This is a genomic window from Pseudomonas capeferrum, from assembly GCF_000731675.1.
Classification (GTDB): domain Bacteria; phylum Pseudomonadota; class Gammaproteobacteria; order Pseudomonadales; family Pseudomonadaceae; genus Aquipseudomonas; species Aquipseudomonas capeferrum.
Window position 1 is genome coordinate 1,562,669 of record NZ_JMIT01000001.1, and the last position, 21,606, is coordinate 1,584,274.

The window sequence follows — 21,606 nt, forward strand, 5'->3', positions numbered from 1 at the left end:
TTTCGCCGAGAGCCTTTTGCCATGAACTACCTGCCTTTTGCCCTGCTGCTGGCCCTGACACCTGCCCTGGCCGCGAACGCCGACGACGATGGCAACGATACCCCCTTGACCGTCAACGGCTGTGTCATCGCCGAAGCGAGCCAGTGCCCGGGGGCCAATCTGCGTGGCGCCAACCTGGCCAACCAGGACCTGCGCAAGATGAACCTGGCCGGCGCCGACCTGCGCGAGGCCGACCTGCGCCATGCCCAGCTGGACCTGGCCAACCTGGAAAAAGCACGCTTGCAGGGCGCCAACCTGACCCGCGCCAGCCTGCAGCAGAGCAACCTGCGCTTGGCAGACCTGAGCCATGCCCGGCTCATTGCCATTCAAGGCTGGGGCCTGTTCGCCCAAGGTGCGCAGTTTGAAAGTGCCGACCTGAGCGCTGCGTACCTGCAGTTCGCCAGGCTTTCTGGGGCGAAGATGCACCAGACCAACCTGCAGGCGGCGGACCTGGAGATGGCCTGGCTGAGCAAGGCAGATCTGCAAGGGGCCAAGCTTGGCGATGCCAACCTGCAGGAAGCCAAGTTTGGCCAGAGCAACCTGGCAGGGGCCGACCTGCGCGGGGCGCGGCAGCATTATGGGAATTTCCAGGAGGCGAATATGGAGGGGTGTGCGGGGTGTCCTGAGACTTGGGATAAATGAGTTGGGGTGTTCGCCGTGGGGTTTTTAGCGCCTGTGAGATCGAGCGCCAAACCTATCAAGCCGAACGCTTGGGGCCTGCCAGATTTTTTGTGTGCCCCCCACAATCCTCATCCCCACCCTCACCCCGCCACCCTCACCACCCCCATGTCGATTCCCAGATGCACCAGCTCGGCATGGGAACTGACTTGCAACTTGCTCTTGAGCAACGTCAGGTGGTTGGACACAGTCTTGGCGCTGATGCACAACTGCTCGGCAATCACCCGCATCGGTGTGCCCTTGGCCAGCATCACGAAAATCTCCATTTCACGCTGGGTCATGCGCCGCATGCGCGGGTCGCTGGCGCTCTGTTGTGGGGTATACGCCAGCTGGGTGGCCAACCCTTGTTCGATGTAGGCATGCCCGGCCAACACCCGCTGCACCGCCTCGATCAACACCTCGGGCGCCGCGCTCTTGGTCAGGTAACCCGAGGCCCCCGCATCCAGCGCCTGGCGCACCAGGGGCAGTTCATCGTGCAGGCTGAAAAACAGCACCCGCAACTGTGGCAGGCGCTGGCGCAGGCGGCGGGTGGTTTCCAGGCCGCTGATGCCTGGCAGGCCAAAGTCCATGATCACCAGGTTCGGCACTTGCTCCTGAACCCGGGCCAGGGCCTCTTCGCCGCTGGCGGCCTCGCGCACCTGCAACGCCGGCAGCACTGCCCGCAGCAGACTGGCGTAACCTTGACGGACCACCGCGTGGTCATCGACCAGGACGATATTCATCAGACCTCCACGGGCATGTTCAGGGCCAGCGCCCAACCGGCACCCGGCCGGCTGAGGATGCGCAATTCGCCGCCCAGGCTGCGGGCGCGCTCGGCCATCGAATGCAGCCCCACCCCGGGGCGCTGGGGCTGGCATGCGCCGCAGCCGTTGTCGCGGATCAGCAGGCGCACGCCCTTGGCGCTGCGTTGCAGGCGTACCCGCACCTGGCTGGCGCCGGCATGCCGGGCGACATTGGTCAACGCCTCCTGCAGCAACCGATACAAGTGCACCCGGCTTGCCCCACTCAGCGTCGGCAGGTGCTCAGCGACCCGCAGGCGGCAATCGATGCCCTGGCTGGCCTGCCATTGGCTTACCAACTGGCCGAAGGCTTCGGCCAGCGGTACCTGGTGCAAGGCCACCGGATACAGGTCGTGCACCAGCGCACGAAAGCCCTGCTGCAGGTGATCGCAATGGAGTGCCAGGGCCTGCGCGGTCTGCTCCACCCGCGCAGGCTGGTCGGCCACCCTGCGCAGCAGGCAGGCCTGGGCGCGGATGCCCGCCAGGTATTGCCCGAGGTCATCGTGCAGGGCCTGCGCCAGCCGTGTGCGCTCCTGCTCCTGCACCGCCAGCAGGGCCTGAGTCAGCTGGGCATTGGCGGCCTGGGCCTGGGCCAGCTCATCCAGCAACCCCCTGCCCCGGCGCACCGCCCAGCGGATCTGCAGCAACGGCAGAAGCAGCACTTTGACCAGGCGCATAGGCGGTTCTCCTCAAGGGTTGCGCGCCCAGCCTGGGGTGCGCTGCTGCCCATCGTAGAACCGAGCACCCCCAGCGGATTTACTACCTTGGTGCCGGGTAACCGCTACTTTCTGCATAGGCCCGCAACCCACTGGGGTCATCAGCCACGGCCAACTACTACTTTAGTACTGGCTTTGCTGTCTATCGTCGCATTCACAAAGCACCCCTGCTGGCATGTAATGGGCCTATAACAAAAAGGACAAAGCCATGCCACGTGCCCTGCCCAGGCTGCCGCGCCCTTTGCTGGCGGCCCTTTCGCTGAGTCTGTCGCTGGGCGTCGCCCAGGCCGACACGACGCCGCTGTTCTCCGCCGAGGGCTATCGCACCGCCCTCTATCGCAGCCCGACCCCGCACCAGGTCGAGGGCGCCCAGGTTATCGATACCGCCACACTGCAGGGCCTGCTGGGGCAACAGCCCAGGCCGGTGCTGGTCGATGTCTATCGCCGGCAATGGCTGCAAGGGCGCTTCATCGAAGACCACCCCCACACCAACCTCCCCGGCAGCTACTGGCTGGCCAACACCGGTGACGGTGAGCTGAGCCCGCCCTGGCAAGCCTACTTCGCACGCCATCTGCAAAAAGCCACCGGCGGCCATATGGATCAACCGCTGGTCTTTTACTGCCGCGCCGATTGCTGGTTAAGCTGGAACGCGGTAAAACGCGCAGCGACCCTGGGCTATAAGAACCTGTATTGGTATCGCGATGGCCTGGACGCCTGGCAAAACGCCAAGCTGCCGCTGCAAGCCGCGCAGCCAGAGCCCTTTCCCTGAACTGACCGCCTGCGAACGCGTGCCCGCCCCATCCAAGAACAACGAGGTGAAAAGGCCATGTACAAAATTCTGATTGCCGACGATCACCCACTGTTTCGCGAAGCCATCCACAACGTCATCAGCGATGGTTTCCAAGGCAGCGAAGTCATGGAAACTGCCGACCTGGACAGCGCCCTGGCGCTGACCCAAGCGCATGACGACCTCGACCTGATCCTGCTCGACCTGAACATGCCAGGCATGCACGGCCTCAATGGCCTGATCACCTTGCGCAACGAAGCACCGACCACACCGGTGGTGATCGTCTCGGCCGAGCAGGAAAAACAGATCGTGCTGCAGGCCATCACCTATGGCGCCGTGGGGTTCATCACCAAGTCCTCGCCGCGCTCACAGATGATCGAAGCGATCGAGCAGATCCTCAACGGCAATGTCTACCTGCCCCCAGACATCATCCGCGCCCAGAAGCCCGGCACCAGCCGACGCCTGAACGAGGCCCCGAGCTTCCCGCCGGAGATGCTCCAGGCCCTGACCCGCAAGCAACTGCTGGTACTGGAACGCATGACCAAGGGCGAGTCGAACAAGCAGATCGCCTACACCCTGGATATCGCCGAAACCACGGTCAAGGCCCATGTCTCGGCGATTCTGCGCAAACTCAATGTGCACAATCGTGTACAGGCGATCCTCAGTGCCGGCGATATCGACTTCGGCGACTACCTGCGCCGCTGATCAGGCTGCGTGGCGTTGCCGGCCAGCAGGTGGCTCATCGCGGTCTTGAGTTTCATAGGCCGCACCGGTTTGTGCATCAGGGTGTGGCCCAACTCACGGATCTGTTGCTTGAGTTCGTTGCTGTAGTTGGCGGTGATCATCATCACCGCCAACGGCACCGCACGGCGGGCATTGATCCGCGCCACCGCATCAACGCCATTGCAGCCGTTGCCCAGGTGGTAGTCGGCGATCAGCAGGTCGGCTTCGGCGTGGTAGTTGTCCACCTGGCGCGCCAGGTCTTGCTCCGAGAGTGCCGTGACCACCCGGCAACCCCAACCTTCCAGCAGTGTGCGCATGCCGGCGCAGATCGCCGCGTCGTTATCCAGCACCCAGACCCGCGCCCCGCGCAGGCGTTCGAGCATCGGCTCGCTGATTGCCAGGCTCGGCTGTGGCTTGGGCGCGGTGGCGCTCAGCGGCACCTCGACAGCGAACACCGAGCCCTTGCCGAGCCATGAGCGCACACGGATCCGATGGCCGAGGATGCCGGCGATCTTCTCCACGATAGCCAAACCCAGGCCCAAGCCTCGGTCCTGGTCCGGGCGCTGCACATCGCCACGCTTGAACTCCTGGAACATTTCGTCAAAGCGTTCTTCGGCGATGCCGATCCCGCTGTCCCACACCTCGATCCACAGGCCGCGGTGCTGGCGCCGACAGCCCAGCACCACGCGGCCACTGCGGGTGTAGCGGATGGCATTGCTGAGCAGGTTGCGCAGAATCCGCGCCAGCAGCTGGATGTCGCTGTGCACCACGGCCGAACAGCCCACGAAGTGCAACTCAAGCCCTTCGCTGCGCGCCACCTGGGCGTACTCGGCGGCGAGGTTGTCCATCAGCTCGCTGAGGGCGAAGGGTGCGATATCGGCCTTGATCACCCCGGCATCAAGCTTGGAAATGTCCACCAGGGTGCCTAACAGGTTTTCCACGTCTTCAAGGGAATTGCTGACATTACGCACCAGTTGAACACTCTGCTGCGGCTCGCGGCGCTCGAGCAAGGCGCTGGTGAACAGCCGCGCCGCGTTCAAGGGTTGCAGCAGATCATGGCTGACGGCGGCCAGGAACTTGGTTTTCGACAGGTTGGCCTGCTCGGCCTCGCGCTTGGCCTCGCGCAAGCGCGATTCAGCGTGGCTGCGCTCATCGATCTCGCGCAGCAGCTGGTCGTTGAGGCGGGTCAGTTCGGCGGTGCGCTCGCGCACCCGTTGCTCCAGGTTCTGGTAGGCCTGGTGCAGGGCCTCGGCGGTCTTGCGGCGCTCGGTAATGTCGCGGATCAGCACGAAGATCCCCACCACTTCACCGTTGGCCAGGCGGTTGGGGACGTAGGAGCGCAGCATGTAGCGCTCCTGATCGTTGATGTTGGTTTCGGCAAGCTCGAACGTCACGCTCTCCCCCGCCAGCGCCCGCGCCACGTAGGCTTCAAGGCGCTGGTAATGCTGCTCGCTGTGGGCCTCGCGCAGGCTCTGGCCGAGCATTACGCCGCGCGGCCAGCAATACCACTGTTCATAGACCTTGTTGGTGAACTCGTAGACCAGGTCGGCATTGAGGTAGGCGATCAGCGCCGGCACATGGTCGGTAATCAGCCGTATCCAGCGCTCGCTTTCGCTGAGGGCTTCGGCGTGCTGGTAGCGCTCGGTGATATCGGTGAAGGTGTTGACGAAACCGCCGGTGGGCAGCGGATGCGTACGGATTTCCAGCATGCGCCCGTCGTACAGGCGTTGTTCGCACTCGTGGATGACCCGCCCGTTGGCGTCGCGGCTGTCTGGGGTCAACAGGCTCAGTTCGCTGTCGCCGATCACCTCGGCAAAGGGCCGGTGGGCAGCGACTGGAGCCAAGCCGCTGAGCTCCAAAAAACGCCGGTTCCACAGTTCCAGAACCCCCTCGGCATTGACCATGGCCACCCCCTGGGACAGGTTGTCCACCGCCCGCTGCAACAGGTGCGACTTCTGTGCCACGGCCTGCTCGCGGCGCAGGGTTTCGCTGAGCTTGACCTCGGTGATATCGGTAAACAGGATCACTCGCCCGCCTTCGCAGGTCGGCCGTTCACTGACTTGCAGCCAGCGCCCGTTATACAGCCGGTACAGCAGGTGCTCGTCGGCGTGCCCGCGGGTTTCTTCGCTGAACAGGCCACTGGCCGTCATCAGCCGCTTGACCTCGGCCAGGCGCATGCCGGCAATGATGCGCACCCGGGTGTTGGCCCAGAAGGCCTTGAAGCGGCTGTTGCACAGCACGATCCGCTGGTTCTGATCGAACAGCACGAAGGCGTCCGAGATGCTTTCGATGGCGTCGATCAGGTGCTGGTGGGCCGTCTCGGCCCGCAGTCGGGCTTCGCCGAGCAGATGGTTGCCGGCCTTGAGCTCGGCCATGGCCTGGTTCAGGGCATCGGTGCGTTCACGCACCTGCTCGGCCAGCACTACCGAATGCTGGAACGCCGCGTACGGGTCGTTGCCACGCGTCACGCCGGACTCGATGCGCTCGATCAGTGCGCCATTGATCCGCTGCAGCTTATGGTTTTCGTGCTGCAGCCGGGCGACCTCGGCCTGCAGTTCAGCGGCTGAGCGCAGCTCGGTTGCGGGCAATGGCGACCCCGGTGAAGGTCTGGTTGATGTGCATGCCATTGAACTGCTCTCCGTAGGTGTTGAAGCCCATCACCCGCTGCTCGCGCAAGAACCCGCCGACCTGCGCCAGGCTGCCCTGGGCTTCCAGCTCCAGGCGCCGCAGGAAGCAGTCACAGCCGATGGTCAGCAGCAACGGGCCGAGGCGCCGGTGCAAGCCATCGAACACGTTGTGCAGGTTCGGCAACAGTGGCCCTGGGGCCATGGCCGTGAGCACGATGCCGTTCTCCACCGCGCAGTAGAAGCTCAGGCTCAGGTCCGGGTGCACTTGCTGGATCGCCCGCACGTAGTACTGGTCGTGGAGACGTACTGCCAGCGGGTGGGCGGCGAAAACCCGGTGATCGAGCTCGGCCACCGGCACGCCGATGTGCCGGGCGTACTCCTCGGCAGCGGGTTCGGCATTGAGCTCGAAGACCCGGCGCTGGGCACTGTCGGCGCCGGTCACCACCAACTTTTCCTGGCGCGGCAGGATGTGGTGGGTGGTGAACACTTCGAAATCGAGCCAGGTGTTGACCAGCACCACCACCGCCGCACCGCTGTGGAAGGCGCCGCCGAAGTACACATGGGTGCGGGTCAGGTAGTTGTCATCGCCGGCCGAACCGCCGAAATGCGGGATGTCCCCCAGTGCTGCGCTCAGGGCGGCGAGGATCATCTCCTCGCGGCTGGACAAACCGTCGAGCAGGGTCAGGGCAAAGCTGTGGCCTTTGATCGGCGCCAGGGTATTGCTGCGGCAGGTGCCGACCAGGCGCTCGACCCGCTGTTGGGCGTCGATCAGGCTGAAGTGCTCCATTTCATCGATCAGTTCGGTGGCGATGGAGAAATGCCGATGATCGAACCCCACTGCCGTCACGCAATTGCGGCCGTAGCCCAGCGGGGTGATTTCGCCGGCACTGGTGCAACCGACCAGGCGGATGCCGCCGAAACCTTGTTCGAGGGCCTCGCCCAGCTCGCGTAGATTGTATTCGGCCGAACAGAAGAACAGCACGAAGCCCAGGTGCGGGTGCAGCAGTTGCCGCGCCAGGTCCTGGGCCGCCAGCCGCGCGTCGGTTGCCTGTGACATGGCGCTGACAACACCGTCGTTTTGGGCCTGCTGCATCGTGGTCTCCGGCGCGGGGTGTCTGAGGCTTGAGTGTACGGAGGACGCACGGGGGGACGAATGCTACTTGGGTAGCGGGTTTGGGGTTCGATGGGTGTAGAGGGGGGGCGGATTGGGGCTTGGCGCGAGATAGGGTTAGGGCTTGCAGGTGCCAGGCTTGGGGTTTTCAGTGCCTGTGAGATCGAGCGCCGCAGGTGCCAGGCTTGGCATTTTCAGCGCCTATGAGATCGAGCGCCGCAGGTGCCAGGCTTGGCATTTTCAGCGCCTATGAGATCGAGCGCCGCCCGCGCGGCGCATCGCGACGCAAGGCCGCTCCTACATCTGTTTCGGGCCAATTATTCCTGTGGCATTGGCGCGCGGCCCCTTGGTGCCCCCCTCAATATCGCGTCGTACAAACAAGGCGGTCGCGCGCAAATGCCACTGGCCTCACTGGCCCGAAACAAATGTAGGAGCGGCCTTGCGTCGCGATGCGCCGCGCGGGCGGCGCTCGATCTCATAGGCACTGAAAACCCCAAGGCGAACACTCCGCGTACGCCCCCTGGCCAGCCAAGGGCCAATCCGTGTTTCGTCCGCCGGCCATTTGCCTAATGCTAGAGCGCTTCTATATTCAGAAAGGCCTCACTGCCGGTTGATCAGAGCATCATGATGTCCACACCCGAGCAATTGATCATCTGCGAGCACTGCGATTGCGTTTATCAGAAGGCATTGCTCGCCAAACATCAGAAAACCGTGTGCACGCGCTGCGGCGGTGTGCTGCAGCGGCACAACGGCTTGACGGTGGAACAACGCCTGGCATTAAGCTTCACGGCTGCGGTGCTGTGGTTGTTTGCCAACTTCTACCCGGTGATGAGCATCAGCCTGCAGGGGCTTAAAAACAGTGCCACGTTATGGGACTCGGTGCTGGCATTGAGCCAGGGGCCGATTACCTTCATGGCCATGGTCGCGGCCATTTCGATCATCATCGCCCCCGCCTTCCAGCTGCTGTTGCTCATCTGGGTGCTAGGTTTTGCCCTCACCGCCCGCCGCTCCCCCGCGTTCAAGCTGTGCATGCGCTGGCTGGAGACCTTGCGCCCCTGGAGCATGCTCGAAGTGTGCCTGCTGGGGGCGATGGTGGCGGTGTTCAAACTCGCCGGTATGCTCGATGTACTGCCGGGTATCGGCCTGCTCGCACTGGCCGTGTTGAGCCTGTTGATGATCCGTATCGCCGGGCGCGATATTCGTGACTTGTGGGACATGCCATGAGCCGGCCACCAACCGCCAGCGAGCTTGACCTGTGCCTGTGCCACAGCTGTGGCCTGGCCTGCGACATGCACGACGAACCGCACCAGTGCCCGCGCTGCGACGCCCCTTTGCATCGGCGCAAGACCAATTCCCTGGGCCGCACCTGGGCTTACCTGCTGGCCGCCCTGGCCTTCTATGTACCGGCGAACGTGCTGCCGGTGATGAACACCATGATGCTCGGCAGCGGCGCCGACAGCACCATCATGAGCGGCGTGCTGGAGTTCTGGGAGCACGGCGCCTGGGACATTGCGCTGATCATCTTCATCGCCAGCATCGCTGTGCCGGGGGTGAAGTTCGTGGCCCTGTCGATGCTCTTGATCACCGTCCAGCGCGGCAGTACCTGGGCGCAACAGCAGCGCTCGAAGCTCTACCGTTTCGTTGAACTGATCGGCTATTGGTCGATGCTCGATGTGCTGGTGGTAGCGCTGGTCGCGGCGCTGGTGAAGTTTCAATCGCTGGGTGACATCGAGCCGCGTCCGGGCATCCTGTTCTTTGGCCTGGTGGTGGTGTTCACCATGCTCTCAGCGATGAGTTTCGACCCCCGCATGATCTGGGACACGCCACCTGACAAGGAGCTCATGGATGACCCCATCCAGCAATGACCGCCCGCCCATTCCCGGCCCTGCACCGGTCAAGACTCGGCGCTTCGGCTTTTCCCTGGTGTGGATCGTGCCCATCGTGGCCGTGCTGGTCGGGCTTTCCCTGGTCGTGCACAACCTGATGCAGGAAGGCCCGACCATCACCCTCACCTTCAAGACCGGCGCGGGGCTGGCGGCCAACAAGACCGAGGTACGCTACCGTAACGTGGTGATCGGTCACGTCACCGAAGTGGCCCTGAGTGACGACCAGAAAAACGTCAACGCCACCGTCAAGCTCGACAAGCAGGCCGAGAGCTTCACCCGCGAGGACTCGAAGTTCTGGGTAGTCCGCCCGCGCATCGGCGCCGGTGGCGTGTCGGGCATCGACACCCTGCTTTCGGGCGATTACATCGGCGCCGACATCGGCCAGTCGAGCACCCGCGTGAAGCACTTCATCGGCTTGGAGAACCCGCCGGCCATCACCTACGGCGAGCCCGGCAAGCACTTCACCCTGCACACCCAGGACCTAGGCTCGCTGGACATCGGTTCGCCCGTGTATTACCGCAAGATCCCGGTCGGCCAGGTGGTCGCCTACGCCCTCGACCAGGAAGGTAAAGGGGTGGACGTGGAGATCTTCATCCATGCACCCAACGACGCCTTCGTGAGCGCCAACACACGCTTCTGGAACGCCAGCGGCATTGATGTGGAGGTCGGCGCCAATGGTTTTGCGCTGAAAACCGAGTCGTTGTCGTCGATCCTGGTCGGCGGCATCGCCTTCCGCGCGCCGGACTACAACCCGAACGACACGGCCGCCAGCGAGAACCAGCGCTTTGAACTGTTCGCCGACCAGGCCGGTGCATTGGCCCCGCCCGCCGGCAAGGCGCAGTACCTGGCGCTACGCTTCGACCAGGCGATGCGCGGCCTCAAGGTCGGTGCGCCGGTCGAGTTCCTGGGCGTGGAGATTGGCCGAGTGGTCGCGGTGAACCTGGACTACGATGAAGTCAAACGCAGTTTCCCGGTGAATGTCGGCATCGTCATCTACCCTCAGCGCCTGGGCCGTGCGCACGAGAAAATGATCAAGGCCCTGCAGCACGACCCCAATGACGAAGCCTCCGCCGCCAAGCTGATCGGCACCTTCATCGACAACGGCCTGCGTGCCCAGGCGCGCAGTGGCAACCTGCTCACCGGCCAGCTGTACATCGCCCTGGACTTCTTCCCCAAAGCCGAGAAGGTGGCCTTCGACCCGACGGCCCGCCCGGTGGTCATCCCGACCATACCAGGCAGCCTGGAGCTGCTTCAGGAGCAGTTGCAGACCATGGTCGACAAGCTCAACCGGCTGCCGCTGGAGCGTATTGCCGGTAACCTCGATGCCAACCTGGTAGAGCTGCGCAAGGGCCTGACCCAGTTCAACGCACGGACCTTGCCAGGGGTGCAGAACACCCTGGCAGAGGTCAGCAATACCCTGAAGTCGGCCAATTCGACCCTGGCCGAAGACTCGCCACAGCGTGAACAGCTGACCCAGACGCTCGACGAGCTGGGGCGCATGTCGCGCTCCCTGCGCGAGCTTGCCGACTACCTGGGCCGCAACCCCGAGTCGCTGATCCGTGGCCGCCCGGACAACGCGGGGCCGATGGACCTGCAAGGGCCGCCCCGCAAATGACCACAGGAGTGTTGAACATGACCCAGCTGCCAAGGATTACCCTGCTGGTCGCGCTATTGGCCCTGGGCGCTTGCCGCAGCGACCCGATCCAGTTCCATACCCTCACGCCGGCGCAGCCGGCACCCACGTCGCACAACGCCGCGGACGAGATCCTGATCGAAAGTGTCAGCGTTCCGCCACAGGTCGACCGGCCACAGCTGGTGATCCGCCAGGGCGACAGCAGCCTGGCGATTCTCGAGACGCAGTGGTGGGGCGCCACGCTGGTGGATGAGCTGCGCAGCGCGTTGGTCGACCAACTGAGCAATACCCGCCCCGCTCGCAAGCTGTCCCTGCGCGTGGATGTGCAACGCTTCGATTCACTGCCGGGGCAGTACGCACTGCTGGACGCCAGGTGGCGCTTGCGCGCCCGCGAAGCCAATACCCAGCTGACCTGCCGCAGCACCTTGCAGACCGCCGCTGGCAGCAGCATCGATGACGTGGTGATTGCCCAGCAAGCCAACGTCAAGCGCCTGGCGGCCCTGATCAGCCAGGCCGCCGCGTCGTCAAGCGGCACTTGCCCTGCCAATGGTTGAAGCTGCGGGGTCGTCACGCCAGCCGCCGCGCTAGCAGTTGTTCACACCGTTGAAACTTTCCCAGCGCAAGCCCAGTCCAGACCCCTATCGACCACAGCACGGGAGCAGACAATGACGGGCACGGTAGGCGACTTTCTGGTGGAGCGTTTGTATCAATGGGGGGTGCGGCGCATCTTCGGCTACCCCGGCGACGGCATCAATGGCGTGTTCGGCGCGCTGAGCCGGGCCAACGGCAAGATCCAGTTCATCCAGGCGCGCCACGAGGAGATGGCCGCGTTCATGGCCAGTGCCCACGCCAAGTTCACCGGCGAACTGGGCGTGTGCATTGCCACTTCAGGCCCCGGCGCATCGCATTTGCTCACGGGCCTGTACGACGCGCGCATGGACCACATGCCGGTGCTGGCCATCGTCGGCCAACAGGCACGGGCGGCACTGGGTGGCCACTATCAGCAGGAGCTGGACCTGCTGTCGATGTTCAAGGACGTGGCCGGTGCATTCGTCCAGCAGGCCTCCACACCTTCGCAGGTACGCCACCTGCTCGACCGCGCCGTGCGCACTGCCGTCGGCGAGCGACGGGTGACGGCGGTGATTCTGCCCAATGACCTGCAGGACCTGCCCTACCACGAACCGCCACGTGCCCACGGCACCGTGCATTCGGGCATCGGCTACAGCAAACCCAAGGTGGTGCCCTATGACAGCGACCTGCAACGCGCCGCCGAAGTGCTCGACGCCGGGCGCAAGGTCGCCATCCTGGTGGGCGCCGGGGCCTTGCAGGCAACCGATGAAATCATCGCCATCGCAGACACGTTGGGCGCTGGGGTGGCCAAGGCGCTGCTGGGCAAGGCTGCAGTAGCCGATGACCTGCCCTGGGTGACCGGCGCCATCGGCTTGCTGGGGACCGAGCCCAGCTACCAGATGATGAACGAATGCGACACCCTGCTGATGGTCGGTTCGGGGTTCCCCTATGCCGAGTTTCTGCCCAAGGAGGGCCAGGCCCGTGGCGTGCAGATCGACCTGCAACCCGACATGCTGAGCCTGCGCTACCCCATGGAGGTCAACCTGGTCGGTGACGCTGGCGAGACCTTGCGTGCATTGCTGCCCCTGCTGCAACACAAGACCGACCGGCGCTGGCGCAAGAAGGTCGAAGGCTGGCGCGCACGCTGGGACAACACCCTGGCCAAACGTGCCATGGTCCATGCCGAGCCGATCAACCCGCAGCGCGTGGTGTACGAGCTGTCCCCGCGCCTGCCAGACGACAGCATTGTGACCAGTGATTCCGGCTCTTGCGCCAACTGGTATGCGCGCGACCTGCAGATTCGCCAAGGCATGCAGTGTTCATTGTCCGGCGGCCTGGCCTGCATGGGCGCCGCCGTGCCCTATGCCATTGCCGCGAAATTCGCCCATCCGCAGCGCCCGGTGGTGGCCCTGGTCGGCGATGGCGCGATGCAGATGAACAACCTGGCCGAGCTGATCACCGTGGCCAAGTACTGGCAGCAGTGGGAGAACCCGCAATGGATCTGTGCGGTGTTCAACAACGAGGACCTCAACCAGGTCACCTGGGAACAGCGGGTCATGGAAGGCGACCCCAAGTTCGAAGCGTCGCAGTCGATTCCCGACGTGCCCTACCACCTGTTCGCAATCTCCATCGGCCTGCAGGGCATTTTCGTCGACCGTGAAGAAGACATCGCAGCCGCCTGGGAACGCGCACTGAACGCCGATCGCCCGGTGCTGATCGAGTTCAAGACCGACCCCAACGTGCCGCCCCTGCCGCCGCATATCAAGCTGGAACAGGCGAAGAAATTCGCCAGTACCTTGCTCAAGGGCGACCCTGACCAGGCCGGGGTCATCGTGCAGACGGCCAAGCAGGTGCTCAGTTCGGTGTTACCGGGGAAGAAGTGACGGCAGCTGGGCAGAAACGCTGAACGTTTGCCCGCCAGGGTCAGTCGCACACCGTAGACGCAGTCGACTGTGCGCCCCCCAATCGTGAGGACACCCAATGAGCGCAAACTCCCCCCAGAGTGGCGAAGCACACCCCCTCCGCCTGACGATCAACGGCCAGGCCAGGTCGCTGCAGGTTTACCCCTGGACGACACTGCTCGACCTACTGCGCGAGCAACTGGACCTGATCGGCACCAAGAAAGGCTGTGACCATGGCCAATGCGGTGCCTGCACGGTGTTACGGGACGGCAAACGCGTCAACGCCTGCCTGACCCTGGCCGTCATGTGTGACGGCGCTGACCTGGTCACCATCGAAGGCCTGGCCAAGGGTGACGAACTGCACCCCCTGCAGCGCGCATTCATTACCCATGATGCCTTCCAGTGCGGTTACTGCACCCCAGGCCAGATCTGCTCCGCCGTTGGCCTGGCAGAAGAAGGGCGCGCCTGCACGCGCGAAGCCATTCGCGAGCAGATGAGCGGCAACCTCTGCCGCTGCGGGGCCTACAGCAACATCATCGCGGCGGTGGAAGAAGCACTGCCGCTGATGCGCGCCAAGGCCAACCTGCAGGGAGGGCCGCGCGCATGACGCCGTTCAGCTACCACAAGCCGGCATCGGTCGGCGAAGCCGTCGGCCTGGCCGACGTGTCCTCACGTTTCATCGCCGGTGGCACCAACCTCGTCGACCTGATGAAAGAAAACGTGGTGCGCCCCGAGCGCCTGATCGACATAACAGGCCTCGGGTTGAACGGTATTCAGGCCACCGCGAACGGTGGCGTGCTGATCGGCGCACTGGTCAGCAATGCCGAGCTGGCCTGGGCCTCTGTGATCGAACAGCACTATCCCCTGCTGGCCGAGGCCATTCTGGCAGGCGCCTCGCCGCAGTTGCGGAACATGGCCAGTACCGGCGGCAACCTGTTGCAACGTACCCGCTGTTACTACTTTTATGACACCGGCACACCCTGCAACAAGCGCGAGCCAGGCAGCGGCTGCCCGGCGCGCACAGGCCTGAACCGTATCCACGCCATCCTCGGTGCCAGCGATGCCTGCGTTGCGACACACCCTTCGGACATGTGTGTGGCGCTGGCAGCGCTCGAGGCCGTGGTCCATGTGCAGGGCCGGGCCGGCAAACGCCAGATACCCTTCGCCGACTTCCACCGCCTGCCCGGGGACGCACCGGAGCGCGACAATCAACTGGCCGCCGATGAGCTGATAACCGCCCTCGAACTGCCGCCCCCCACGTTCGAAGACCACTACCGCTATTTGAAGATCCGCGATCGGGCGTCTTATGCGTTTGCACTGGTATCGGTTGCCGCCGGGTTGAACCTCAATGGCGGCGTGATCCAGGACGCACGCCTGGCGCTGGGTGGCGTGGCCCACAAGCCCTGGCGAGACCCGGCTGTCGAACGCACGTTGATCGGCCAGGCGCCCACGCAGGCGCTGTTCACCCAAGCGGCCGACGCCCTGCTGCAAGGGGCAGAACCCTTGGCCCACAACGGCTTCAAGGTGCCCCTCGCGCAACGTGCCATCGTGCGCGCATTAAGCGATGCGGCGCTCGGGGCAAAAGCCAGGGGGGCAACTTCATGAACATCAAAACAGCGGTAGTGGGCACGGCCATGGACCGTGTCGACGGTGTGGCGAAAGTCACCGGGCAGGCGCGCTATGCGGGCGAGTACCCACAGGCCGGGTTGCTGCATGGCAGCGTGGTGTCCAGCACGATCGCCCGTGGGCGGGTGCTGAGCATCGACACTGCCCAGGCACTGAGCGTGCCGGGGGTAATCGCCGTGCTGGACCATGCCCATCGCCCTCGCATTTCCAGTTACGACGACGATTACAGTGACGCCGACTCGGCCGAGGGCACGCCATTTCGGCCGTTGTTCAACGATCGCGTGCTGTACAGCGGCCAGCCCCTGGCGCTGGTGGTCGCGCAAAGCCTGGAGCTGGCAAGGTATGCAGGCTCGCTGGTGAAGGTCGAGTACCTCGAAGAACCCCATGAAACCGACCTGGCCAGCGTACTCGACAAAACGCACCCGGCACCCGCCGAAACGCCCGCCCCTCGCGGCGATTTTACCGGGCAGTTTGCCAACGCCGCGGTGCAGGTAGACGCGACCTACCTCACTGCCAACGAACACCACAACCCGATGGAGCCCCATGCTTCGACGGTGCTGTACCAGGCCGACGGCAGCCTGGAAATCCATGACAAAACCCAAGGTACGCAAAATTGCCAGGACTACCTGCACAAGGTATTCGACCTGCCCAAGGAAAAAGTCCGGGTGCTGGCAGCGTTCGTCGGCGGTGCCTTCGGCTCGGGGTTGCGCCCGCAGTACCAGCTGCCCCTGGCGGTGATGGCGGCCTTGCACCTGCAACGTTCGGTGCGTGTCACGCTGACCCGCCAGCAGATGTTCACCTTCGGCTACCGGCCCCGCACCCAGCAACGGCTGCGCCTGGGGGCCGATTCGCAGGGGCGGTTGCTGGCGATTGCCCATGACGCGCTTGGCCAGACCTCACGCTTCGAGGACTTCACCGAGCACCTGGTGGAATGGAGCGGCATGCTCTACCAGTGCGACAACGTTGCCCTGAGCTACCGCCTTGCGCCCCTGGATGTGTACACCCCGCTGGACATGCGCGCACCGGGCGCCGCGTCCGGGATGATCGCCCTGGAATGCGCCATGGATGAGCTGGCGTGCGCAGCCGATATCGACCCGCTAGAGCTGCGCCGTCGCAATTTCGCTGCCATCAATGGCAACGAGGGCAAACCCTATTCGAGCAAGGAGCTGTTGGCCTGCTATGACCAGGGTGCCCAGCGTTTTGGCTGGGGCAACCGCCGCCCACAACCCCGCAGCATGCGCCATGGGCAGCAGTTGGTTGGCTGGGGCATGGCAGGCGGGGTCTGGGAGGCCATGCAGATGAAAGCCAGTGCCAAGGCGCGCATCGATGGCGCAGGGCATTTGACCGTCAGCAGCGCGACTACCGACATCGGCACCGGCACCTACACCGTCATGACGCAGATCGCGGCCGACGCCGCTGGCGCCCGTGTGCAAGACGTGACCTTTGTGCTGGGGGACTCTTCGCTGCCGACCGCGCCGCTGCAGGGTGGGTCTTTCACGGTGTCGTCGGTAGGTTCGGCCGTGCGCCAGGCGTGCCTGGCCCTGCGCAGCAAGGTGCTTGCGCATGCACGCCAGCATTACCCTGAGGTCGGTAAAGCGCCGGTTGAAAAAATCACGTTCGCTGACGGCTACCTACAGGCAGGCAACCACCGCCTTGCACTTGCGGACATCGTGGCCAGTGCCCCCGAGGGGTTTTTCGAGGTGCAGGTCGAAGCAGCGCCCAGCGCCAAGCGCAAACCCTTCGCCACCGCGACCCATTGCGCCGTGTTCGTCGAGGTGCAGGTCGATGAAGACCTGGGCTCGGTCAAGGTCACCCGGGTGGTCAGCGCTGTGGCAGCGGGCCGCGTCGTCAACCCCAAGACCGCACGCAGCCAGATCCTCGGCGGTGTCATCTGGGGTATCGGCATGGCATTGCACGAAGCGACGCAAACCGATCACCGCTTGGGGCGAATCCTCAACCACAACCTGGCGGAATACCACATACCGGTAAACGCCGACAGCGGTGAAATCGAGGTTATCTTCGTCGAAGAGCACGACGACATCGTCAACGAGCTGGGCTCCAAGGGCGTGGGGGAAATCGGTGTGGTCGGGGTGGCAGCGGCGGTGGCCAACGCCATTTACCACGCCACCGGCAAGCGGGTGAGGGAATTTCCGATCACGCTCGATAAGCTGCTGTAGCACGCCCTCAGCTCAGGCAGGCCAGCGTTGTCAGGGCATTGCCCAAGGCTGCGCCCGAAGCGGTATTGTCGAAGATGCACCAGGTCGGCCCCCCGCGGCATGGCTGCGCTGCAGCCGTGCCGCCAGGTTTTGTATCGGCCTCAAACCGCGCCGGGCTGGCAGCCACTCAGGCGACCTGAAAATCAATCATCCTGGTGTTCCTGAATGAGGTGCCGGCGCTGTAACACGCCCGTATGCATGCACAACGGGGGTATGAAAAGCATGATAATCCAGGCCCGCCACCGCCTTGAGAAAGGCCCAATCGGCCAGGCGCCGCAAGTCACGCCACTCTTGCCATTCGATCAGGTGCAAGCGGTCCATTTCATCGGCCTGGCGTAGCAGCTGCTCGTGATAGCTGCTGGGGCAATCGCGGCGCAATTGCTGGTCGTCGAAATGCTGGAACCATCGGTTGATGGCTTCGAGGCGGCGCTGCGCCAGCCCTGCCTGCTGTGTAAACGCATTCATCCCGGTCATCCCGCGCGCTTCTGACAATCGAGCCGTCGGCAGCAAGATAGGTTCATTCAGAACTATCAACGGTCGAAGTCGCCGCTGAACCTGTTGGTCTGAACTTTGCCGTGCCCGCCAGTTTCCTCTGCTTAGCCTCGTACATCCACCACTGCAGGAGATGCATGCCATGAGAGCGTTGACCTATCACGGAGCCAACGATGTCCGGGTCGATACCGTGCCTGACCCCAGCCTTCAGGAGCCGGACGACATCATCCTCAGGGTGACGGCCACCGCCATCTGCGGCTCGGACCTGCACCTCTATCGGGGCAAGATCCCGCAGACCGAATCGGGCGATATCTTCGGCCACGAATTCATGGGCATCGTCGAGGCCACCGGCAAGGACGTCCCCCACCTGCAGGTTGGCGACCGTGTGGTGATCCCCTTCGTCATCGCCTGCGGCAATTGCTTCTTCTGCCAGCACGATCTGTTTGCCGCGTGCGAAACCACCAATACGGGGCGCGGCTCCATCGTCAACAAGAAAGGCATCCCACCGGGGGCTGCCTTGTTTGGCTACAGTCATCTGTATGGCGGCATTCCTGGCGGGCAGGCCGACTATGTGCGCGTGCCCAAAGCCAATGTCGGCCCGTTCAAAGTGCCCACCGACCTGGCCGATGACAAGGTGCTGTTTCTCTCCGATATCCTGCCGACCGCCTGGCAGGCGGTGATCAATGCTGAAGTCGGCCCGGGTTCGTCGGTGGCAATCTACGGTGCCGGGCCGGTGGGGCTGCTGAGCGCTGCCTGTGCGCGAATGCTTGGGGCACAGACCGTGTTCATGGTCGATGACAATGACTACCGCCTGGCGTATGCCCAAGAGGCTTACGGGGTTGTCCCGATCAACTTCGAGCAGGATGACGACCCGGCCGACAGCATCATCCGCCACACACCGGGGATGCGCGGTGTGGATGCCGTGATCGATGCAGTCGGCTTCGAGGCCAAGGGCAGCACCGCAGAAACCGTGATGACGGCGCTGAAGATCGAGGGCAGCAGCGGCAAGGCCTTGCGCCAAAGCATCGCTGCCGTGCGCCGCGGCGGCGTGGTCAGCGTGCCCGGGGTGTATGCCGGCTTCATTCATGCCTTCATGTTCGGTGACGCGTTCGACAAGGGCCTGACGTTCAAGATGGGCCAGACCCATGTGCACAAGTACCTGCCTGAACTGCTGGAACATATCGAGGCCGGGCGCCTGCAACCTGAGATGATCGTTACGCACCGACTTGCCCTGGAAGAAGCAGCCCTTGGCTACAAGCTGTTCGACCAGAAACAGGACAGTTGCCGAAAAGTCATTCTTGTTCCGGGGGCGGCACCCGGAACCCTGGGCAGCGACTTCGCATAGCGCTGATGAGGGCGGTGCAATCAAGTCCCGCCCTCCCCAACCGATCAGGCCAGCTGGATGTACACCGCGTAAGTACCCAGCAGCACCCAGAAGCCGAGAAAGATCCAAGGCGTGCGAAGTGAGAACAGCAGGGATTTTCGATGCCCTGCCCGGGAGGTTTCAGCCTCACAGAACAGCGGCGATTCGTCATAGGCCAAGCCCATCATCGGCTCACTGCGCAGCAGGTGGCTTTGCTTGAGCTGCCAGTGATCGATGATCCGATAGGCAGCGCGAATACCCGGCCAGGCATTGAGCGAACTCAAAACACCCAGCAGCGCGAGAAAGGCAGGCACGATCAGGGTGAACATCTCACCCCAGCTCTGGTTCAGGTTGCCCATGGATGACACGAACGCAATCACCAGAAAAGACTGTGCAGCAAGATAGGCGTCGGTACGGTTGGCCAGGATGGTGGTTTCGTACTGGATTTCCCTTCGATAGAAATCAAGACGTTCCTTGGCGGTACCAAACATTCTTGCATTCTTTTCCTCGATCTCATGTTCAGGCGTCGATGGCGTGATGATACGAGGCACTTGCAGGCTCCAGTGTCGTTAAGCCTTGCGCGAAATGCGGGCTGTTCAGCGATAGAACCATCGAGCGAGCGAAAAATTCAGTGTATCTGCCTGGCCTGACCGTCCGTCGTTGAAACCCGGCATCCACTCCAACACTCGCGCTACACCCCTTTCGAATCGGTATGAACGTTCTCAGCTGAAGGAGCTTCTGCCATGCGCGACTACCCCACCCCACCCTTCCCGTCACAGCCGCAAAACGTGCCAGGCGCTCAACGCAAGATGGAGCCCTACCCCGATTGTGGCGAGCAGACGTACACCGGCAGCGGCCGGCTCGATGGCAAGATCGCGCTGATTACCGGTGCCGACAGCGGCATCGGCCGTGCGGTGGCTATTGCCTATGCCCGCGAAGGGGCAGACGTTGCCATTGCCTATCTCGATGAGCACGACGATGCCCAGGAAACCGCGCGCTGGGTCAAGGCCGCAGGCCGGCAATGCCTGCTGCTGCCCGGTGACCTGCGGCAAAAACAGCAGTGCTACGACATCGTCGACAAGACCGTGGCGCAATTTGGCCGTATCGACATCCTGGTCAACAACGCGGCGTTTCAGATGGCACATGAGTCGCTGGATGAAATCGACGATGACGAGTGGGTGATGACCTTTGATGTCAATATCACTGCTATCTTCCGCATTTGCCAACGGGCCTTGCCGTCGATGCCCAAAGGCAGCTCGATCATCAACACCAGTTCGGTCAACTCCGATGACCCCTCGCCCAAGTTGCTGGCCTATGCCGCCACCAAAGGCGCCATCGCCAACTTCACTGCAGGCCTGGCGCAATTGCTGGCAGACAAGGGCATCCGGGTCAACAGCGTTGCCCCTGGGCCAATCTGGACGCCGCTGATCCCGGCGACCATGCCCGATGAGGCTGTGAAGAACTTTGGCTCGGGCTACCCGATGGGCAGGCCGGGGCAGCCCGTCGAGGTGGCGCCGGTGTACGTATTGCTCGGGTCCGATGAGGCCAGCTATATCTCTGGCGCGCGCTACGCAGTAACGGGCGGCAAGCCTGTGCTGTGAAATGCCCAGGGAAACGCCCTGGCCTTTGCCAGCTCAACCGCTGCCGGCGAAGTTCACATCATTGGCATCGTCGTAAGTGTTGCGGGTTGCACATTCGAACTCGGCTTCGGCGCGTGTTGAAAAACTCAAACTGAGGCGGATCTTGTCTTGTGTGTCGTATAAGTCGTAGCCCTCGCCCAGGGCACTGGGGAAACCGATGCGCCGAGGCAAGATCTCTTTCTGACGAGGTACGGCGGGAACCACAACAAATCGCCTATGCATGATCAGCCCTCTTCCGGCAGTTCTTTAGTATTAGTCTGACTATGACAAAGACTCAAGACGACTCATGCAAAGTTTTTAATTCGCAGCCTCCAATGCCAACAGCACCGAGGCTATTGGAGCCACAAATGCCGCTCCCCCAGTTGTTCAGGCGTTTTGTCTGAATCTGGCGCAATAAATGAACAGCCTCAAACGGTCACGGAGTCACAACTGAACACAGACCTTCCTGTGTTCGAATAGAGGTATGCGGTCATGGCTAACAATCAGGACAGGGGCGCAAATCAAGGCGACAACGCCGACTCCAAGGCCGGCGATGCAGGCCAAAGAGGTGGCCAGGGTGCAGGCGGTGACATGCCCGACAAACAAAAAGGCAGCCAGCAACCTGGGCAAAAGCCTGAAGACAAGATGAACAAGGATTGGGAACGCTCCAGCGACACCGGTAGCAAGGGAGGTCAGGCAGGTACTGATCAACCCACCGGGCAAAACCCGTCTGACCCTGGCCGTATGGGCGGCGGTCAAGCCGATCAAGGCGATACGCAGCACCAGGACAAAAATCGTTGATGCCATTGACCCCGGGGTGGCATTGCTGCCCTGGGGCCA

At 63.3% G+C, this 21,606-nt stretch carries 20 protein-coding genes and 1 pseudogene; 14 read left to right on the top strand and 7 right to left on the bottom strand.

The annotated features are described in order from the left end of the window. Positions 1 to 21: 21 nt before the first annotated feature. On the top strand, positions 22 to 681 hold the full coding sequence (locus tag PC358_RS07075) for a pentapeptide repeat-containing protein (protein ID WP_033698485.1): 660 nt from the start codon (positions 22 to 24) through the stop codon (positions 679 to 681). Between the two features lie 119 nt (positions 682 to 800). On the opposite strand, the gene PC358_RS07080 is transcribed toward PC358_RS07075, so the two are convergent. After that, positions 801 to 1,439: a response regulator gene (locus PC358_RS07080; RefSeq protein WP_033698486.1), complete on the bottom strand. Its 639-nt coding sequence runs from the start codon at positions 1,437 to 1,439 to the stop codon at positions 801 to 803. Next, a pseudogene (locus PC358_RS07085) lies at positions 1,439 to 2,155 on the bottom strand (sensor histidine kinase); the annotation flags it as partial. The gene PC358_RS07080 and the pseudogene PC358_RS07085, both read right to left, overlap by 1 nt. A 265-nt stretch (positions 2,156 to 2,420) precedes the next feature. On the opposite strand from PC358_RS07085, the gene PC358_RS07090 reads away from it, so the two are divergent. Together PC358_RS07090 and PC358_RS07095 are read left to right on the top strand one after the other, a co-directional pair. Continuing rightward, positions 2,421 to 2,981, top strand: a complete 561-nt coding sequence (locus PC358_RS07090; RefSeq protein WP_033698487.1) for a PQQ-dependent catabolism-associated CXXCW motif protein — start codon at positions 2,421 to 2,423, stop codon at positions 2,979 to 2,981. Positions 2,982 to 3,038: 57 nt separating this feature from the next. Continuing rightward, positions 3,039 to 3,704 carry a response regulator transcription factor gene (locus tag PC358_RS07095; RefSeq protein ID WP_033698488.1) on the top strand — a complete coding sequence of 222 codons (666 nt, stop codon included), beginning with the start codon at positions 3,039 to 3,041 and terminating at the stop codon, positions 3,702 to 3,704. Here the strand turns inward: PC358_RS07095 and nahK are convergent. Next, positions 3,689 to 6,349, bottom strand: coding sequence for a hybrid sensor histidine kinase/response regulator NahK/ErcS' (gene nahK / locus PC358_RS07100; protein WP_077068451.1), 2,661 nt, complete (start codon positions 6,347 to 6,349; stop codon positions 3,689 to 3,691). The two genes, PC358_RS07095 and nahK, sit on opposite strands and share 16 nt — an antisense overlap. Then, positions 6,279 to 7,442: a nitric oxide-sensing protein NosP gene (gene nosP, locus PC358_RS07105; protein ID WP_033698491.1), complete on the bottom strand. Its 1,164-nt coding sequence runs from the start codon at positions 7,440 to 7,442 to the stop codon at positions 6,279 to 6,281. The genes nahK and nosP overlap by 71 nt, the downstream gene beginning before the upstream one ends. 645 nt (positions 7,443 to 8,087) lie before the next feature. On the opposite strand from nosP, the gene PC358_RS07110 reads away from it, so the two are divergent. The 8 genes from PC358_RS07110 (at position 8,088) to PC358_RS07145 (ending at position 17,253) form a co-directional block, all read left to right on the top strand. Continuing rightward, the gene (locus PC358_RS07110; protein WP_033700120.1) at positions 8,088 to 8,684 is read left to right on the top strand and encodes a paraquat-inducible protein A; all 597 of its coding nucleotides are present in this window, start codon (positions 8,088 to 8,090) and stop codon (positions 8,682 to 8,684) included. Beyond that, positions 8,681 to 9,325, top strand: a complete 645-nt coding sequence (locus PC358_RS07115) for a paraquat-inducible protein A (RefSeq protein WP_033698493.1) — start codon at positions 8,681 to 8,683, stop codon at positions 9,323 to 9,325. The genes PC358_RS07110 and PC358_RS07115 overlap by 4 nt, the downstream gene beginning before the upstream one ends. Next, positions 9,306 to 10,961, top strand: a complete 1,656-nt coding sequence (locus tag PC358_RS07120; RefSeq protein ID WP_033698494.1) for a PqiB family protein — start codon at positions 9,306 to 9,308, stop codon at positions 10,959 to 10,961. Before PC358_RS07115 ends, PC358_RS07120 begins: the two co-directional genes overlap by 20 nt. A 17-nt stretch (positions 10,962 to 10,978) precedes the next feature. After that, a complete protein-coding gene (locus PC358_RS07125) occupies positions 10,979 to 11,533 on the top strand; it encodes a PqiC family protein (RefSeq protein ID WP_033698495.1) in 555 nt (184 codons plus the stop codon). A gap of 111 nt (positions 11,534 to 11,644) precedes the next feature. Further along, positions 11,645 to 13,432: a thiamine pyrophosphate-requiring protein gene (locus PC358_RS07130; RefSeq protein WP_033698497.1), complete on the top strand. Its 1,788-nt coding sequence runs from the start codon at positions 11,645 to 11,647 to the stop codon at positions 13,430 to 13,432. A gap of 97 nt (positions 13,433 to 13,529) precedes the next feature. Next, entirely contained in the window at positions 13,530 to 14,057 is a 528-nt protein-coding gene (locus PC358_RS07135) for a (2Fe-2S)-binding protein (protein ID WP_033698499.1), read from the top strand. After that, positions 14,054 to 15,055 carry an FAD binding domain-containing protein gene (locus PC358_RS07140; RefSeq protein ID WP_033698500.1) on the top strand — a complete coding sequence of 334 codons (1,002 nt, stop codon included), beginning with the start codon at positions 14,054 to 14,056 and terminating at the stop codon, positions 15,053 to 15,055. Before PC358_RS07135 ends, PC358_RS07140 begins: the two co-directional genes overlap by 4 nt. Continuing rightward, on the top strand, positions 15,052 to 17,253 hold the full coding sequence (locus PC358_RS07145) for a xanthine dehydrogenase family protein molybdopterin-binding subunit (protein WP_033698501.1): 2,202 nt from the start codon (positions 15,052 to 15,054) through the stop codon (positions 17,251 to 17,253). Before PC358_RS07140 ends, PC358_RS07145 begins: the two co-directional genes overlap by 4 nt. Before the next feature lie 186 nt (positions 17,254 to 17,439). Here the strand turns inward: PC358_RS07145 and PC358_RS07150 are convergent, their stop codons facing one another. Then, complete coding sequence (locus tag PC358_RS07150; protein WP_320326799.1) at positions 17,440 to 17,802, bottom strand: hypothetical protein; 363 nt, start codon at positions 17,800 to 17,802, stop codon at positions 17,440 to 17,442. A 124-nt stretch (positions 17,803 to 17,926) separates the two neighbouring features. On the opposite strand from PC358_RS07150, the gene PC358_RS07155 reads away from it, so the two are divergent. Continuing rightward, positions 17,927 to 19,129, top strand: coding sequence for a zinc-dependent alcohol dehydrogenase (locus tag PC358_RS07155; protein WP_033698502.1), 1,203 nt, complete (start codon positions 17,927 to 17,929; stop codon positions 19,127 to 19,129). 44 nt (positions 19,130 to 19,173) lie between these two features. On the opposite strand, the gene PC358_RS07160 is transcribed toward PC358_RS07155, so the two are convergent. After that, the gene (locus tag PC358_RS07160; protein WP_033698504.1) at positions 19,174 to 19,698 is read right to left on the bottom strand and encodes a hypothetical protein; all 525 of its coding nucleotides are present in this window, start codon (positions 19,696 to 19,698) and stop codon (positions 19,174 to 19,176) included. Between the two features lie 192 nt (positions 19,699 to 19,890). Here PC358_RS07160 and PC358_RS07165 point away from each other — a divergent pair, with 192 nt between their 5' ends. Then, positions 19,891 to 20,748, top strand: coding sequence for an SDR family oxidoreductase (locus tag PC358_RS07165; RefSeq protein ID WP_033698506.1), 858 nt, complete (start codon positions 19,891 to 19,893; stop codon positions 20,746 to 20,748). A gap of 33 nt (positions 20,749 to 20,781) precedes the next feature. On the opposite strand, the gene PC358_RS07170 is transcribed toward PC358_RS07165, so the two are convergent. Continuing rightward, entirely contained in the window at positions 20,782 to 21,015 is a 234-nt protein-coding gene (locus tag PC358_RS07170; protein ID WP_033698508.1) for a hypothetical protein, read from the bottom strand. Between the two features lie 243 nt (positions 21,016 to 21,258). On the opposite strand from PC358_RS07170, the gene PC358_RS07175 reads away from it, so the two are divergent. Next, positions 21,259 to 21,567 (top strand): hypothetical protein, encoded by a 309-nt coding sequence (locus PC358_RS07175; RefSeq protein WP_033698510.1) that lies wholly within the window; start codon positions 21,259 to 21,261, stop codon positions 21,565 to 21,567. The last annotated feature ends 39 nt before the right edge of the window (positions 21,568 to 21,606 follow it).